This window comes from Clostridium felsineum DSM 794 (assembly GCF_002006355.2).
Taxonomy (GTDB): Bacteria; Bacillota; Clostridia; order Clostridiales; family Clostridiaceae; genus Clostridium_S; species Clostridium_S felsineum.
The window spans coordinates 1949565-1966007 of sequence record NZ_CP096980.1 but is presented as its reverse complement, the minus strand read 5'-3'; the positions used below and the strand labels follow the sequence as shown (position 1 = coordinate 1966007).

General features: G+C 31.9%; 21 protein-coding genes. All 21 read right to left on the bottom strand.

The window, feature by feature from the left end; translation table 11 throughout:
- Positions 1-3: 3 nt before the first annotated feature.
- The 21 genes from CLFE_RS09240 to CLFE_RS09140 all read right to left on the bottom strand — a co-directional run bounded on the left by CLFE_RS09240 (position 4) and on the right by CLFE_RS09140 (position 16411).
- Complete coding sequence (locus CLFE_RS09240) at positions 4-1764, bottom strand: siphovirus ReqiPepy6 Gp37-like family protein (RefSeq protein ID WP_077893783.1); 1761 nt, start codon at positions 1762-1764, stop codon at positions 4-6.
- Complete coding sequence (locus CLFE_RS09235) at positions 1761-2525, bottom strand: hypothetical protein (protein ID WP_077893782.1); 765 nt, start codon at positions 2523-2525, stop codon at positions 1761-1763. Before CLFE_RS09235 ends, CLFE_RS09240 begins: the two co-directional genes overlap by 4 nt.
- A gap of 11 nt (positions 2526-2536) precedes the next feature.
- Positions 2537-3403 (bottom strand): phage tail family protein, encoded by an 867-nt coding sequence (locus CLFE_RS09230; RefSeq protein ID WP_077893781.1) that lies wholly within the window; start codon positions 3401-3403, stop codon positions 2537-2539.
- A gap of 12 nt (positions 3404-3415) precedes the next feature.
- The gene (locus CLFE_RS09225) at positions 3416-6139 is read right to left on the bottom strand and encodes a hypothetical protein (protein WP_077893780.1); all 2724 of its coding nucleotides are present in this window, start codon (positions 6137-6139) and stop codon (positions 3416-3418) included.
- Between the two features lie 51 nt (positions 6140-6190).
- Entirely contained in the window at positions 6191-6490 is a 300-nt protein-coding gene (locus CLFE_RS09220; RefSeq protein WP_077893779.1) for a hypothetical protein, read from the bottom strand.
- Complete coding sequence (locus CLFE_RS09215) at positions 6457-6753, bottom strand: hypothetical protein (protein ID WP_077834834.1); 297 nt, start codon at positions 6751-6753, stop codon at positions 6457-6459. Before CLFE_RS09215 ends, CLFE_RS09220 begins: the two co-directional genes overlap by 34 nt.
- Positions 6754-6769: 16 nt before the next feature.
- Positions 6770-7324, bottom strand: coding sequence for a hypothetical protein (locus CLFE_RS09210; protein WP_077893778.1), 555 nt, complete (start codon positions 7322-7324; stop codon positions 6770-6772).
- Entirely contained in the window at positions 7325-7636 is a 312-nt protein-coding gene (locus CLFE_RS09205; RefSeq protein ID WP_077893777.1) for a hypothetical protein, read from the bottom strand.
- Positions 7626-8018 (bottom strand): HK97 gp10 family phage protein, encoded by a 393-nt coding sequence (locus tag CLFE_RS09200; RefSeq protein WP_077893776.1) that lies wholly within the window; start codon positions 8016-8018, stop codon positions 7626-7628. Before CLFE_RS09200 ends, CLFE_RS09205 begins: the two co-directional genes overlap by 11 nt.
- Complete coding sequence (locus tag CLFE_RS09195) at positions 8011-8352, bottom strand: hypothetical protein (RefSeq protein WP_077893775.1); 342 nt, start codon at positions 8350-8352, stop codon at positions 8011-8013. Before CLFE_RS09195 ends, CLFE_RS09200 begins: the two co-directional genes overlap by 8 nt.
- Positions 8342-8659, bottom strand: coding sequence for a hypothetical protein (locus tag CLFE_RS09190; RefSeq protein WP_077893774.1), 318 nt, complete (start codon positions 8657-8659; stop codon positions 8342-8344). Before CLFE_RS09190 ends, CLFE_RS09195 begins: the two co-directional genes overlap by 11 nt.
- Before the next feature lie 14 nt (positions 8660-8673).
- Complete coding sequence (locus tag CLFE_RS09185) at positions 8674-9873, bottom strand: phage major capsid protein (RefSeq protein ID WP_077893773.1); 1200 nt, start codon at positions 9871-9873, stop codon at positions 8674-8676.
- 3 nt (positions 9874-9876) lie between these two features.
- A complete protein-coding gene (locus tag CLFE_RS09180; protein ID WP_077893772.1) occupies positions 9877-10620 on the bottom strand; it encodes a head maturation protease, ClpP-related in 744 nt (247 codons plus the stop codon).
- Entirely contained in the window at positions 10613-11767 is a 1155-nt protein-coding gene (locus CLFE_RS09175) for a phage portal protein (RefSeq protein ID WP_207651389.1), read from the bottom strand. Before CLFE_RS09175 ends, CLFE_RS09180 begins: the two co-directional genes overlap by 8 nt.
- A gap of 50 nt (positions 11768-11817) precedes the next feature.
- The gene (locus CLFE_RS09170) at positions 11818-13461 is read right to left on the bottom strand and encodes a terminase large subunit domain-containing protein (protein WP_077893771.1); all 1644 of its coding nucleotides are present in this window, start codon (positions 13459-13461) and stop codon (positions 11818-11820) included.
- Positions 13451-13948 carry a P27 family phage terminase small subunit gene (locus CLFE_RS09165; protein ID WP_077893770.1) on the bottom strand — a complete coding sequence of 166 codons (498 nt, stop codon included), beginning with the start codon at positions 13946-13948 and terminating at the stop codon, positions 13451-13453. Before CLFE_RS09165 ends, CLFE_RS09170 begins: the two co-directional genes overlap by 11 nt.
- Before the next feature lie 149 nt (positions 13949-14097).
- Positions 14098-14391, bottom strand: coding sequence for an HNH endonuclease (locus tag CLFE_RS09160; RefSeq protein ID WP_349497240.1), 294 nt, complete (start codon positions 14389-14391; stop codon positions 14098-14100).
- 76 nt (positions 14392-14467) lie between these two features.
- A complete protein-coding gene (locus CLFE_RS09155) occupies positions 14468-14983 on the bottom strand; it encodes a hypothetical protein (RefSeq protein ID WP_077893768.1) in 516 nt (171 codons plus the stop codon).
- A 51-nt stretch (positions 14984-15034) separates the two neighbouring features.
- Positions 15035-15310, bottom strand: coding sequence for a hypothetical protein (locus CLFE_RS09150; protein ID WP_077893767.1), 276 nt, complete (start codon positions 15308-15310; stop codon positions 15035-15037).
- 219 nt (positions 15311-15529) lie between these two features.
- Positions 15530-15856 (bottom strand): recombinase family protein, encoded by a 327-nt coding sequence (locus CLFE_RS09145; RefSeq protein ID WP_077834821.1) that lies wholly within the window; start codon positions 15854-15856, stop codon positions 15530-15532.
- 9 nt (positions 15857-15865) lie between these two features.
- A complete protein-coding gene (locus CLFE_RS09140) occupies positions 15866-16411 on the bottom strand; it encodes a site-specific integrase (protein WP_077893807.1) in 546 nt (181 codons plus the stop codon).
- Positions 16412-16443 lie beyond the last annotated feature (32 nt).

Below are 16443 nucleotides of genomic sequence, written 5' to 3'. Positions count from 1 at the left end.
CTTCTATAATATTTCAACCCAAACTCTACCATTTGCATGACTGCTTGGCTCATTACTTGAAGTTATAATGGTTGTTCCTGCACCTGCTCCAATATCATTTTCAAGCTGACTTAATTTTGTTGGAACGTTACCAGCACTGTCAGCATAATCAACTGAAACCCTATGAATATTTACCTGCTCATCTCCATTAGTGTTATATGCTCCTATTCTCCAACCATTAATATTCCCTGTCCAATAAGGCGATATAAAATAAAAATCTTCACTTTCATTTTCATGTCTGTATAACCTATGAGTTATAGTTGCCTTGTCTGCTGTCCCTCCACTTGCTGGTAATGATGTTGGAAAATCTGTTATATCCCCTTTAGTGTGCTTATGTGTCCCTTCTGCTTTACTATTCCAAGCGTTCCTCTCACGCTCTTTAATATGCCTTGTATTATCAGCCACATGTGCATTTAAGTTATTTTGTAATTTGCTTATTTCATCATCTGTATATTTATTTGCACTGCTTAAGGTGTCTTGGTCTCCTTTATCTGCATAATCTCTTTCAACTTGTAGTGAATTATCCGCATAAGCCTTTGCGTTATTTTCAGCAGCATCAGCCTTTTCTTGTGCTCCTGCTTCTGTATCATAATTACTATCATTTTCAAACTCACTAATTTTTGTTGGTACTTCTGTATTTTTAGTTTTAAGCTTATCTATTTTAGTAATAAGATTAGGTATGTTACTTCCAAAGGTTGCTTCAATATTAACCTTGTCAGTTTCGTAAATCTCCTTTATTTCAATAATTTGTGCGTTCATTGTTATATTTAGTTCTTTTGATTGAGCTGTAACAAAATCACCTAAATCATAATCTCTTTCATAGGTAAATGTACTATCCGGATCAATTTGAAATTCAAAGGTTTTTGTTTCCTTTAATTCATCTAGTTTTTGAATACCTAATGTAGTAAGATCGGTATTATTATCCGTATTAGAGCAATCGAAAAAGTTCTCTATTCTTTCTATACCTTCCTTATCTCCAATTTCTTCTACAATTCTATTTTCATTTTCACCTTTTCCACCGGCATAACCTACATTAGCACTGTTCATGCTGCTTTCAATAAAATGAGGACTTAATATATTATCAAAGTTAGTGCTAAAAATTACTGGTGGTAAATCCTCCTGATCTACGGTTAAATTCCTACCTTCAATTACATCAAATACCCATCTATTATTCTCTACATCTAAGGTTACATCCCAACCTAATTGAGTATATTGAGATATTTCACAAATTTTATCTGCTAAATTTTCATATCTATATTTCCAAGTGTTTTGTGTCCCTCTATCCTTATTTTCTGCTATAACTAATTGAGGTATTTTCCTTTTAATATCTGTAGGATTAACTACATGGTTATTAACATACTTTTTTATCACTGTTTCTGTAGTACCTGTTTCAATATCATAACCACCACCATCTATAGTAGGTAATATAAGTCTTCTATTCATAATGCCTTTTAAGGTTACACCCTTTATTATCAATTCATCATTGCCGGAGCTGTCCGGCTGGTTTTCTCTATACATGATAATACCAACCTTATTAAGGCTATTACCTAAAAGTATTAAATTATCTTTTACTAAGCAATTAGTGTTGTTTTTATTTATATTTATATGAAGTTCAAACTCTCCTACACTGTAGAATCTTCTTATAAATTGAAGACTTTCATAATCATCTATCTCTCCAAGTAAATTAAAGCTTGTATCAATAATTCTTAAAGATACCTTTTTCATGATGTTAACTCCTGAATCCATATGTCACCGCTAGTTGCTGTTGTAGGCTGATTATTAGATATAAATATTTGTCTTCTACTTTGAAGTATATTTATTTCATTTTGCAAATTTCCTGCTGCATCTCCACTAAGTTGACCTTTTACATTGTTGAACCAATTATTAAATTGAGTATATAAGTCACTTTCTTTTAAAGACATATCATTTTCGTATTGTTTAACCTTACTTTCAAACCAACTTTCATATTGATTAAATATGGCTGTTGTATCAATAGGATTTACAAAGCTCACTATACCGCATAAGCTTGTATTAAGTCTTAAGTCCGTTATATTAGCCTGTACTATACTTGTGGTACCAGCACAAATATAAATATCTGCAATACCTAATTCATACCTATCAGCATCTCGTTGTAAATCCGGAGCTATGGGTGTACTTTGAAAATCACCTTTCTTTACCACTGCGTTTATTGCTCTGCCAACGGTATCCATCCTTAAAACAACTCTATCTATTCTATTTAAAACACCATCTGCCGCATCTATATTTAAAATCAAATCACTATCATTATAATATTCATAACCATTTATCCAAGCCTTACCCTGTTTAAAGTTTATAGTCATATTGTTGTTGTCTCCCATGACCTGACAAGCTGATGAAGGATTAGGGAATACCCCATTTGTTATAAAACTATTGAAGTATTCTGCAAAGTCTTTGGCTTGATACCTTCTATCACCATTTATACTATTAAAAAAACCGCTTTTCTCCAAGCTATCACCCCTTAAACACCTGTATATTTTGGTGTGAAATATATTGCTACTTCTAAATTATCAATTCCCTGCTCTGCATTGTATCTTAATAAATTATCACCCACCGCTAATTGTAAAAAGGTTGTTTGTAAATCAATATAGTAAAATACATTTGTGCTTACTCCATTATGAACCATTTCAACCTTTTTATTTCCAAACTCTGTATTAATAACAAGCTTATCACCTGAAACCAAAGTTCTCTTAACTTTAATAAATTCTTTAGTATACACGTTCACAATACTAGGTGAACCAACTGTTGCTAATGCTGTAAATTCTATTCTCATACTACATTCAACATTACCTGTATTACATGCATTAACTATTAAATTACTTGACCTATGTCCCATTTCAATTCCAACCTTATCAGGTATTTCAAGAGGAAACTCGAAATCACTCACCCATAAAGCCATTTCCTTTTTTATTTCCTCAAGCTCCTGCCAATAGGGACTAGGACAAAATAACTGTATTAAGAATTCTTGTGAAGTAATAGTTCTGTCTTTAGGGGTTGGACTATCTTGCACCACACCTTTTATAATGTGTGTTCCTACATCATTTGTATAAGTTAGCGTTATATCTAATTTAGGATTAAATACATTATAAAAATACTGCCTTTTTAGAAACATGTCATTACTACTATCACCTAGTATTGCAATTTCTATATTTAATACTCTTTCATCTAAAAGGGTACCATGATATGTTTTACCATCTTGATTAGGTGATTTACTTGTTAAAATTGTACTTTTAGGTGGATCAGGATCAAATTTTTCTAGTAAAAAAGGGGCAGTATTACCAAAAGTAATATATTGCCCCTTTGAATTTGTAAATGTAAGCTCCTGCATATTATCTCCTTTCTATGATGTTGTAAATGCCAGCTTTCTTAAGGTTGCCTCCATGTCTCGCCTTTGCTGTGCTGGTGTTTGTGCTACTGGACTTGTTATATTGATATTATTTATAGTGTTCTTTGTATTTGAACTATAATTACTATTATCTTTACTTGTAGGCATTATTCCTGTAGCTAGTGCCGGAGTTATTTGCATCCCTAATTTTATATCACTTGCAAGGTTTCTCACTGCATTTCCTAATAAATTCTTTTTAGCATTTATTCCATCAACTAAGTTTTGAACAAAATCGCCTCCCCATTCATCATCATCTTTAAGTGGTCCTTCATCAGGCACACTATGATGAAGAAAAGAACGTATTTTATCACCTACTCCTTCAACTGCTTTTCCAACATCACCAATACTACCAGTAATACCGCTTACAAGGTTACTTATAAAATCCTTACCCCATTGAAGAGCTTTACTTGGAAGCGAAGTTATAAAGTTTATAGCATCATTGAAACCATTTTGTATAGTGCTGCTTATACTTCCTACCATACTTTGAATACCATTTACAAGTCCGTTTATTATACTTACTCCAAGAGAATATAATCGCCCCGGTAAACTTTCAAACCAATTTAAAATGCTAGTCCATACATATTTAATATTGTCTGCAAGGCTATTTATAATATTAACTACAGTTTCTTTTAAATTATTCCATGCACTTACTGCTGTGCTTGTTATTCCGTTCCATAGTGCAACGAAAAAGTTAGAAATAGCGTTCCATATGGTTTGTATAACTGTACTTAAGGTACTAAATACACCTGTAACATAAGAAACTATTACTTGTATTTCTCCTGTGAATATAAGTTTTATACCATTCCAAATAGTTTGAAAAGAACTTATGAGTTTATTAAATATAAGCTTTATATCAGAGCCTAATTTATCAAACCTTCCTGTTACAAGGTCAGTTATTATAAGTATTGCTCCTAAGAATAGTGTTTTTAAAACATTCCAATATCCAGTAAAGAAGGTCTTAACCCCATTGAATATTGTTTTTATACCTGTTACAACTCCGCCAAATTTAGAATTAATTGCAGTTACTATGCTAGTTATAATTGCTATCATGGTGGTTTTTATTCCATTCCATACCGTTGAAAAAAATGTTTTTATGGCATTAAAAGAGCTTTGTATATTAGTCTTTATTTTATTTATTAAACTGGTAAACCAAGCCGGTATGCCTGTAAAAAATGACACTAATCTATTCCATGCCCCCGGAATTGTACTTGTAAAAAACTTCACTAATGCATCAACTACACTGCCAATGGTTGTTTTTATTCCATTCCATATACTTATAACCGCAGTTCTAAAGTCTTTATTTGTATCCCATAAATGCTTGATAATAAGCACAAGAGCTGTAACTATTGCTATAACTATTCCCACAGGGCTAGTTATAAATGTTATGGCACCAGCTAATACAGTGGATGCAATACCTGCTGTTGTGGCTGCACCTGTATATAAAGCTATTGCTCCTGATATAGTTGTAATTACTGCGGTTACAGCTCCAACTATGGTGGCAATTCCACTTATTAACCCTGCCACCGGTGCTATGGCTGCAATTAAACCCATAATAACAAGTATTACTTTCTTTGTGCCATCACTTAAAGAACTAAAGCCTTTTACGAGTGAAGTAATATGTTGAGCTACCTTTGCAATAATAGGTGCTAACATAACACCTATACTTGAAGCAGCTTCTTTAGTAGCTTCACTTGCAATTCTCATGCTATTTGCAGCAGAAGAAGAAGTATTTGAAAAGTCACCTTGAGCGTTTTTAGTTTTTTCCATTACATAGCTATAACGCAAATTAACTTTTTCAGCCTGTGTCATTTGGTCATAAGAGGTTTTTATACCTTTAGCATGAGCATATTCTTTTAGCGTTGTATCTGTCATTACTACACCTAAAGTTTTAAGTGATTCTCCCTCACCTGTAAATATTCCTTTTAGTGCTTCCTCAGCTTGATCTATTCCTATATTTTTAAAGCTGGCTAAATCACCGGCAAGACCTACTAATGATGTAGACATATTGGCTGCCTGTCCTGTAGTAAGTCCCATTGATGTTCCCATATCACCAAATAAGGATGCCATTTCTAAGGCTGACCCTTTTGCAATACCAAATTTATTAAGGGTTGTATTACTCCATGCTTCAACCTGTTTTGCATTACCTTTAAATGCAACGTCAACTTTATTTGTACTTTCTATTAAATCACTACCGCTTTTTACTGCTGCGGCTCCTACTCCTACAATAGCCAATGTGGCAGGTGCCATTTTACCAGCAACACCACTGGCAGCACTTCCAACCTTTTCTGCTGAATTTGATATTTTACTTAAAGAAACGCTGCTTTTTGAAACTTGTACCTCTAATGTCTTTAGTTTATCCTCTGTTTTAATTATTTCTCTTTGTAAGGCTCTGTACTGCTCTTCATCAACTTTACCCTTTTGAAATTGCTCTTCAACTTGTCTTTCAGCTTCTTTTAATGTTTCAAGTTTATTCTTAGTATTTACTACACTTTTAGCTAAAAGCTTTTGTTTTTGCTCTAATAAAGTGGTATTGCTTGGATCAAATTTTAATTGTCTGTTTACTTGATTTAATTCACTTTGTAGATTTCTGCTGGTGCTGTTAACATTCTTTAATGCTTTATCTAATGGCGTAGTATCTCCGCCAATTTCAATCGTAATACCTTTTATATTGTTTGCCATATTGCCTCCCTTCTAAGAAATATAAAAAGAGCCTATTTCTAAGCTCACCTCCTACTTATTAAAGTATTTTTTAAGAGTACTCCTATCCGGTTCAGTTTGCTCCATAAGCCAGCACTTATCTAAATACTTTTTACCTTCCTCCGATTGGGAACAATTATAAATTACTGCATCCCTTAAAAGAAGCCAGTATTCAAATACATTTAATTCATCTAACTGTGCAAAATTGTAACCTGTATAATTTGATACTGTTTTTTCCTCTAAGGTACTTATTTCATAATGTCCCTTATCATCATTCTTTTCATCATAATAAGGGACTTTTAGTTTTTTGAATTCTTTTCTTTTACTAACCAATCAAAATATGCATTTAATATTTGCTGCATTTCATCAAAATCAAGTTCCTCTATAATTTCATAAGGTACCTTTTGATGCTTTCTATTCTTATCTAAAATGCCTTTTATAGAATTCCTTAAATCATCTATAACCGCCTCATTTTCGCTTTTAGATAAAGCCAGTAAATTTTTTAAGGTCTTAAGTTTAGGCGGTTCAACCTCTAAAACCATGTTATTTATTTTTACTGTCCAGTATCTTTTATTTATTTTACTTATATCAAACATTTATTTTTTATCCCTCCTATGACTTAACTGCTGCCGCTGGGTCTTTAATATCAAGTAATACAAGTGTTCCTTCGTTATCACAAGGCTCTGCGGAAATTTCAGGCTCTACATTAGTAGAATCATCTTTTGCATATTTCAAGGTTAATCCTCCTGTATTTGTACCAACTATTGTAATACGAACATCTCCAAGCTCCTTATCAGGATGTACAAATCTAAACACATGCTTTCTACCATCTGCATTATCAATTCCACCGATTTTTATAGTACGTCCTCCTTCTTTTTCAGTTATACGACAAGTGGCACACAAAACATCTAGTTTGCTATATACCCATGATATAAGACCCAATTTCAAAGTAACTTCTTCCTCTGTTAAAACATTACGAGCAACCTTTCCCATATCATCTTTAAACTTTTTAAATGTAGCCTTATAAGTAAGAGTTGCCCCCTTTTCAATGTATCCTAGTCTATTTCCATCAGTTTCTATTGTTGCATCACTTGGTATTGTGGAACCATCAAAAACAGTTTCATAAATATAACCACTTCCCACCGGTATTCCTATTTGTTCTGCCATTTATATTACCTCTCTTTCTAATATTTCAAATTCATATCTAGTCATAAAACACTTTTCACTGTCTAACCACTGCTTTTCCTTTGTATATTTAAGTGCTTTTTCATCAAATAAAGCTTCAATCTCTACACTATCATCATTAAATTCAGAATAGCGTTCAACTTGAAGCTCATGATGCTTTATCATGTTTTTCATATCAGCTCCACCACGTTTTACATGGTCAAGAAAAACAATATAAGGTAATGGTGGTGGCTTTTTAAAGGCTGTTTCTGCTGCTTTCATTCCACTTTCTTCAAGCCATGCTTTAATGTCCATTTTTAATCGCCTCCTCTGCTAATTCTGCCATTCTTTTTATTGCTAGTTCTTCACCATACTTTATGTGTGGAAATGCTTTGGTTCTACCACCTGTACGGAGTGCATGACCTTTTTCTAAAAGATGTGTTAACCTGTATTGGTCACCGGCAACATACCATACATTTACTTTCTTATATCCATTTTCATAAGCATTTTTAATTCTAAAAGCTTTAACATATTTACCTGTCCTCTGCTTAAAATCTATATGTCTTTTTATTTCCTTATTTGTTTCATTGGCTACGGTATCAACGGACTTTTTAATACCTTCTGTCACTTCCCTGCTGTATTTTTGTAGTTCACTTGTAATTGTACTGGCTAGATCATTAATACTAACATTACTCATTAATAAACACTTCCAACTCACTAAGGGTTAAATCAGTACTTAAGGGGTTAGTATCAAATACATTTTGAACTAGCTCTATGTCATATTTACCTATGCCCCTAATTTCACAAACATCATGAATATCTATTCTTGGTACCTGTGGAATTTTTATAACTGCACTCGCTTTAATTTGCACCGCCTTTGCTGCAAATACTCTATTGTATCCAAGCACTTTATTACTAAACCCTAAATTCTCATATTTATAAGTTTTCTTTCCTTTTTCATCAACTGAGTAAATGTCACATACTCCATCAGAGAAAGAAATAAATTCAATATTATCTGTTTTAATTTTCATTTGCCTTTTCACTTTCTATTGCTTCAACTTGGTACTTAAAATGTAAACTTAAAAGCTCTGATGAAAAATTCTTTTCAAACATCTCAAGAGCTTGAACATTTGCATACCTACAATAATCCAGTAATAAAAACTTTGGTAAATCTTCCGCCATAAAATCCAATGGCACACCTGCTATATCCTGCAAGCGTGCCATGCCCCTACTTATGAAACCTTTTAAATTATTATCAGTATTTGTGTCCTGCCATGTTATATGAAGATAACTTTTAACCTCACTTACTAACTCTTCTATTATTGATGAATCCTCCATTTAAACCACCTCAATTATGCTGATGCTTTAGTGCTTACAGTTCCTTCAACTTCCTTAACTGTTACCTCTAAAGTAACTGGCTTTATTCCACTTATATCTAAAAGTACAAATGCGTTATCATCCAATGCCCTTCCATTACCGTACATTTTAGTAAGGTACACTCTTTCATCATCAAGAAATTTAAATTCGTCACTGAACTCTATCTTACCGCCATTGGTACCAGCTCCTATACCCATAAAATACTTTTCGGCAAGTCCCATAATGGCTTCTCCTGCTGCAACTGCTGGTGATTGAATTATTGTAGTTGGGAATGGAAATACATCATGTGAATATGTTCCATCTGTTGTCCTTAAAGTTGTAGCTGGAAATACCTTTGTAAAATAGTCATTAGGATTAACTATAAATAACACGTTGCTTACTGTTCTTGTTTTTCCATTAGGTGCTTGAGAAAGAGTTCCCAAAACCTTACCATATGAAACTGGATTAAATCCCTCAAATACAACCTTTGTTTTCTTTGGATATGCTCCACCGGTTACAGTTACATTATCTGCAACACTTCTGTTCATTCCTATAGGCTGATTATTACCATCACCATCAATTATTGCTGTTTCTGTAGCTAGTGCTATTGCTTCTGAAAGTGTAGCTCTTATATATGCATCAATCCATTCTTCCCCTACTTCTAGCATATCTTTTGCTATTGGCATAAAGGCTGATAACTTACACATTGTAAGGTCAAGTTTTCCTATAGCTCCTTTAAGTTCTTTAGTTACAGCATCATTTAATTGACCCCATACAGCTAATTGTGTACCTTGCTTATTTACAAGTATTTTTGTAAGTATTGTAGTATTAGTAAAGCTTATAGCATCTAATAACGGATGTGCTGCTTTAATATCATCTATAATGTTATCAATAATTGTTTCAGGAAATGCAATATCTAAATCACTAATAGCTTGTCTAGGGTTAGATGATTTCATAGCTCCCATAACTGTTTGATAGAATTTTGATTCCTTAGAGGTTAATTGATGTATTCCTCTTTTGGCTAAAATTGTACTATCTTGAGTTTGCTTATAAGTATTGTATTCTTCCATTACATTCTGCTGCACTGTATCTGCAAAATCTGTAAATGCTTTTGCTATAGCATCCTGATTTTCACTTTGAAATGCCTCAACTAAATTTTTCTTTAACTCCTGTTGTATTATATCCTTGCTTTTCATAATTTACTTTCCCCCATTTTCTTTTTTAAATATTTGCATTAATCTTTCTGCGTTTGTTTTTTCACGATTAAATTGTTTTGGAACTTGAATTTTACTTCTCATTTGTGAAATTTCTTGCTTTATAGATTGCTCAAATCTTTGTTGTGCTTGGACTATTTGAGAATCTTCTTTTCCTGCTATTTCATCAGCTAGTCCATACTTTAAACACTGCTCTGCATTAAGCCATGTTTGAGCATCTAAAAGATTATTTAATGTTGTTTCATCTAATTTATCACCAGCCTTTGTTAAATAACTTGAACAACTAGCCTGATCTATTACCTCAACATCATTTGCAGCCTTTCTTAGCTCGTCAGCATTGCCAAACACCCCCATAGAGGCATGATGTATCATCATCAAGGTATTTGTCCCCATAATAACTTTATCCCCTGCCATAGCAATTACAGAGGCAATTGAGCAGGCGAACCCATCAACATAAACTGTTTTTTGTGCTGGATGCCTTTTTAAAATATTATAAATTCCTAAACCTTCCTTAACTTCTCCACCATAACTATTTATGTAGATATTAATATTTGTTATATTGTCGCCTGCCTGCTCAAGTTGATTTTTAATATAGTTTGAAGATGTTTCACTTTCAATGGTTTCTCCTGTCCACCAATCTTGCCCATCACCTTGAACATAATCATATATATAAAGTTCCATAGAGTTAGGTTCAGCAGCTTGTTTTATTAGATATATTGGTTTACTCATTACTTTCACCCCCTTCTACATTCTCAATATCAGAATAATTTTTAGTCATCCAATGTCTTGTGCTCCACTCTGTATTCAATGGATTATCACCAACCTTTACTCTTAATTCATCTACACTATAACCACCACTAGCAATAAGCTTATCAAAGGCTTCACTTATGCTAAATATATCAATATGCCTTATGCTTGTGGTGTCTACCTTTATATAACTTCCTTTTAAAAATTCCTTACCATACCTTTTACGGTTTACCTCTTCATATAAAATCTTACATATAGGGTCTATACAAAAAGTAAGATAGTTGTCTGTAATTTCTCCTATATCTGCTATATCTCCCCTAAGTAATGCCGGTGGCATCTTAAAAGCTTGAGCTATTCTGTCAAAGGCTTCTTTTGTTATGTTTTGTATGTCTGATATTTCACTTGTACTTTTCTTTGTTGCTTCTCCACCCTGTTCGGTGTAGTCCATACCATTACTTAAATGAATTACAGCATTTTCAGCCTCAAAATAATTCTTGAATTGATTATTAAACAAGTCATTAAGTTCATCCTGAAACTTTTTATCTCCTGAAGGTGATTTGCTTAATTTTATAATTCCCTTTCTTCCACCACTGCGTTTGTATTTTCCCTCTGCCATACCGTTTAATTCTTCATAGCCATTAATTAACTCAACTAATAGCTGCCTTATGTTCATATCATTGCTTTTAAAATACATTACTTCTGACATTTTAAAGCTTTTATTAAAGGTAAAATCCTTAACAGTAACATCAGTAAAATAATTTTCAGCTACAGCAAATTCATGTTGATAAAAACTATCTGCCACTAATAATTGACCATTAACTTCTACAATCAAAGCCTCATCAAAAAATAAAAGCTGTGATATAAGCTTTCTTTTAAACTGGCTTGAGCTTTCATTTATATTAGGCTCTATATTCCATAGATAATATTCGCTGCCTTTGATTTCCTCATTACTCACATAAGTTTTAAATTCACACTTACTTATAGTACTTGCAATAAAGCCTATTGCCATTGCTATTCCAAACATCTTTATATTTAATTTTGTGGATGCATTTTCTATTGCCTTTTGAGTTACATAAATAGTTTCTTGATTCTCTGAAAAAAAGTTTTTAGTCCAATCCCAAAATCCCAAATACTTCTCACCTCCTTCAGGACAAAATAAAAAAGCCTTATTTCTAAGACTTAATACGTGTATACTCCAAAATTATTAAACTCAAATTTTTCTGCACTATCAGGCAATTCGTTACTTCCACACATAGCAGCTATAAAAGCTTTAAATCCATCTGTCTTTCTACTTTTAGGCTCTATCTTTCCATAAGTAATGTTTCCTGCCTGTGAGGTTATCATACAACTATTATTGGTGTACCATCTCATAAGTGGATTATCTCCCCATATTACATTATGATTAGCAAAAGCACTTGTAACTATAGGTGCTATAAGCATTTCATTTGAAGGTCTTTCTAGCCTTATATTATTTACACCCTTCTTATCTGTGTCAAAGCCTGCTTCTTTTAAAGCTCTTGCAAGTAATGTATATCTATAGTTATCCATCCACAAGGTAGTTATATTATATTTCTGTGCCTGCTGTTGTAACCATGCAGCCGGTACACTTGGAGAAATTTCAACACCTTTTACAAATGTTAAAAATCCTTTCTTTTCCCACTCTTTAAGTGGTGCTTTAATTCTAATTAGATCATTGCAACTTTCACATACCCATGAATGAGATAGCCATATATATTTCTCACCATATTTAAACAATAAACCAGCACAAAGAAAATCTGTGGTTTTCATATAATCTATACCAGCTATACATGTACAGCCTGTAAGGTCAGGTATTTCCTGATTAGTTGCTAAAATATTTTCCCATGAAGTAACCTCAATATCTTTGTTACCCTCTGGAATATTCATTCTTTTAGTCATAAATTCTGTGTAAAGCTGTGGCTGATATTTCATGTCCTGAAATTCCTGATCCATTACAATTTGTAAATCCTTAAAGTATCTAAGTGAAGGATTCGCCTTTTCCCAAAGCTCTTTATTCTTTACCTCTTCTTTAGCTTCTAAGTGATAAAGTAGTGGTAACATTCTACTTGTTTTATTTTCACCATCAAGTATTAAATGTGACATTTCTAAATAATCATCCAGTACTCCACCCCTAACATAGCCGTCAGTGGTTATCATGAAGGTTCTGCAATTTTTCTTTTTTCCTAGAGCGGATTTAAAAACCTTTATATTATCATAGTTTTCATACTCATGTATTTCATCAAATATTATACAGGCTGGTCTTAAACCATCTTTAGTCCTTGCATTTGAGGTATTGTATTTAATATATGATTTAGTCTTCCTATACACTATTTTTTCTTTTGTATAATAAAAGGCTTTCTTTAATTTTTTATCATTATCAATTACATTGTACACATCTTCAAATGAGGTTTTGGCTTGATTTTCAGAATTTGCCACAATATCAACATTATATTCTTTTATTCCATGAAAACCTGTTGTTAAATACCATGAAACCGCACTAATAAATCCATTCTTGCCTCCACCTCTGCCCATGTATAACAAAAAAGTATCCCAAACTAAAGTACCATCTTCATAATAACAATGAATTAATCCAATAATGAATTTTTCCCATGGTAACAATTTATATTTGAAATACTCTTCTATTTTTTCAACTGCCTTTTCTATTTTTTCTGATTCAATTATTACATTTGCCTGTGATAATTTCTTTTTAACTGATTCAATAGCTTTTCTAATATCTTTATTAGTTTTAACTATTTCACTTTCAACCTGATTAATGTATTCATCAATGTATTTATTAAATATCATCAAAATCATCTTCTTGAGGAATTGGCTTTAAACCAAGCTCACTTAAGATTTTTAACATTTGTGCATTGGTTTTATTAAGTTCTGAAATACTATCATTCTTTTTCATTCCATGCTGCTTGCCATTATTCCACTCTACAGATACACCACGTTCTTTAATATCAACTATAAGCCTATTCTTTATATTCCACATGGACATATAGTCATTTATTAAATCTTCGTAGTGCTTTCCGTAGGTTCCATTGTTCTCTAATTGTTTTAGTAAATCCTCTTTAATTTCATGAAATAATATAGTTTCTACTTTATGCACACTTTTTTCACTGCACCCCTTCTTTTGTGTGCAATCTCGTGTCCATTTATATCTTTTTTTCCAACTTTTAACCGTATTTATAGATACCTCATATATATCAGCTATTCTTTTATAGGTCATTCCTGAAATATAGTCTTCATAGGCTTTTTCGCTGTTCGCTAAATTTTCCCTATCATTCAATTTCACCACCTCTTTTCTTGTAAATGCACCCTTTTTTTTACCTGTGTGTGCACCCCCCTCATGTGAAAAGTCAATTTTTCTAATTTGTCGACCCTGTTACCCGTTCTCCCCACCTCTAAGAATTTTTCATTTTTTTAACCCGGGGGTGCTTACCATCTTTCTTCATTGAGCAAAACTTTAGGTTTATGATTTCTATTTTTTTCAGGATGGAGTTCATTATGACACTTCTTACATACTGCCATAAGGTTGCTTTTAGTTAGTGCCAACTGTGGATACTTCTTAAGGTGCTTAATATGATGCACTGTCACCGCTTCGCCATATTCTCCCTTAGACTTACACCTTTGACACTCATTGTTCTGCTCCTCTAATACTTCTGACCTTATATGTTTCCATACAGTAGATACATAGAAAGCATGGATATTATGTTGTTGTACTAATGTCATAATCCAGTTTATAAGTTCTATTTCTTGCATTGTTTCAATGTTAATTCCTCCTTTTGGGTATGAAAAAAGAGCCCTGTTATGAGCTCTTTTGTTCCTGTATTCCCATTAATTTGTGTATATATAACTTCATTATATTACTTTGAAGTATAAACTTTAAAATTTCAATAAAGTCATTTTCTTTTTGTATAACCCAATATTCACCGAACCCATCATCTTTTTTACTGCAATTAAAATTATCTTTATAACGATCTAGCTGAGAGTTTAGTTGTGAATTATTAATTCTAATTTTCAAAGGATATATTTTATAATTATGGCTTATTGTAAATATTTCATATGATATTCTTGTATCTAATTTGCTACCTATAATTAAAGAATGTACGTAATCTTCTTTGAATTTAATAAATTGACTAATAACTTTAAATTTAGGATCATAATAACGATTTGTGTTTTCTATAACTTCAGCATAAACTTTAGCATTAGTTTTATTCTCTAAATACTTACATTGTTCTTTTAATATCTTTTCTGGAAAAAATGAGTTATCATAATCACAATCAAAATTTTCTGGCCATAGGTTTTCAATTTCTTTATCCATATTATCACTCCATTATATAAATTAAAATTTCCTAATATACATCCCTAACTACTAATTTTCTAATTCTTTTGCAGATTCTAAGTACCCAACAATTATTTCATAATCTTTCTCATATATACTTTGTTTTTTTACCATCGAAAGAATATTAGCAGTCATTTCAGGATACTTTGTCCTTAACTTACTCTCACAATAAACCCCAAGTTTTGCAAGCCATTTTAAATACTCGTTTTGCTTTGTTTTATCAATTCCCATAAGACTACCATACTTATATGATGCTGTAAACTTACCATTGAATTCATTGCCTGTTTTTATTAATTGCTCTAACATTTTAAACACCTTCTTTCATTTTTACTTAATTATACCTCTTTTTGCAATATATTCAATATAATTATATTCTTAAATATGAATTATCTTCATTACTAAGTGTGTTTAGGTGACAATATACCCTTAACACTTTGATTTTTCTATATTTTATTAATATCTATTTTTCGAGTTACACATCATTCTTTTTTGAATAACTAATAAAGAAACAATAAAAAAATATAGTTACCAATTACCATTTTTCGCACCTCTTTTATGTGCATAGAATAATTTAATAACTATATTTTTTAATTTTTTATTTTCAATTTTAATATCCTTATCAGTTAATATATTGCTTATATCTTGTGCTATATATTTTCGCTTACCTCTATCACTCTTAATTCTATATCCAAGTTCGTTTATATATGCTGCTACTTCTTTTACATTCTCAACCTCTAAATATTTTTTAAATATCTTTTCTTCTACACTATCACTTTGATTTATTGGAATATTAAGAAGAACTCTAATTTCACCAAGCTCAGCAATCTTTTTATTTAAATCATATATATTCATAACATCACCTTATATTTTAAAGTTTTTAATCTTACTATTTATATATCCTTGTTCAACTCCTATATAGTGAAGAGTTACGCTTGGATCACTATGATTAAATATCTTTTGTAGTGTAACAATATCCTTATATTGCATATAAAAATGATAGCCAAAAGTTTTCCTCATTGAATGAGTTCCTAAATTCACTATTCCATTTTCTTCTCCTGCACGTCTTATTATTAAATATGCAGTTTCCCTGCTTAATGGCTTATTACATCCTTGCCGACTTTTAATTAAATAACTGTTTAAATCCATATCCTCACAATACTTTTTTAGTTCCCTTTTTACCAAATTGTTTATAGGGAATACTCTTTGCTTTCTTGTCTTCTTCTCCCTAATATTTATATAATCTCGGTTTTTGACATCCTTAACCTTTAATCTTAGTATATCTGAAACTCTAAGTCCTGAATATATTCCCAATATAAACATTATATAATTTCTTTCAGATTGTTTTCTTAATGTTGCTGCTATATCTTCTACTTTTCCACTATCTCTTATTGGTTCTACATAATTAATGCTTATCACCTCACTTTATTTAAAATATACTA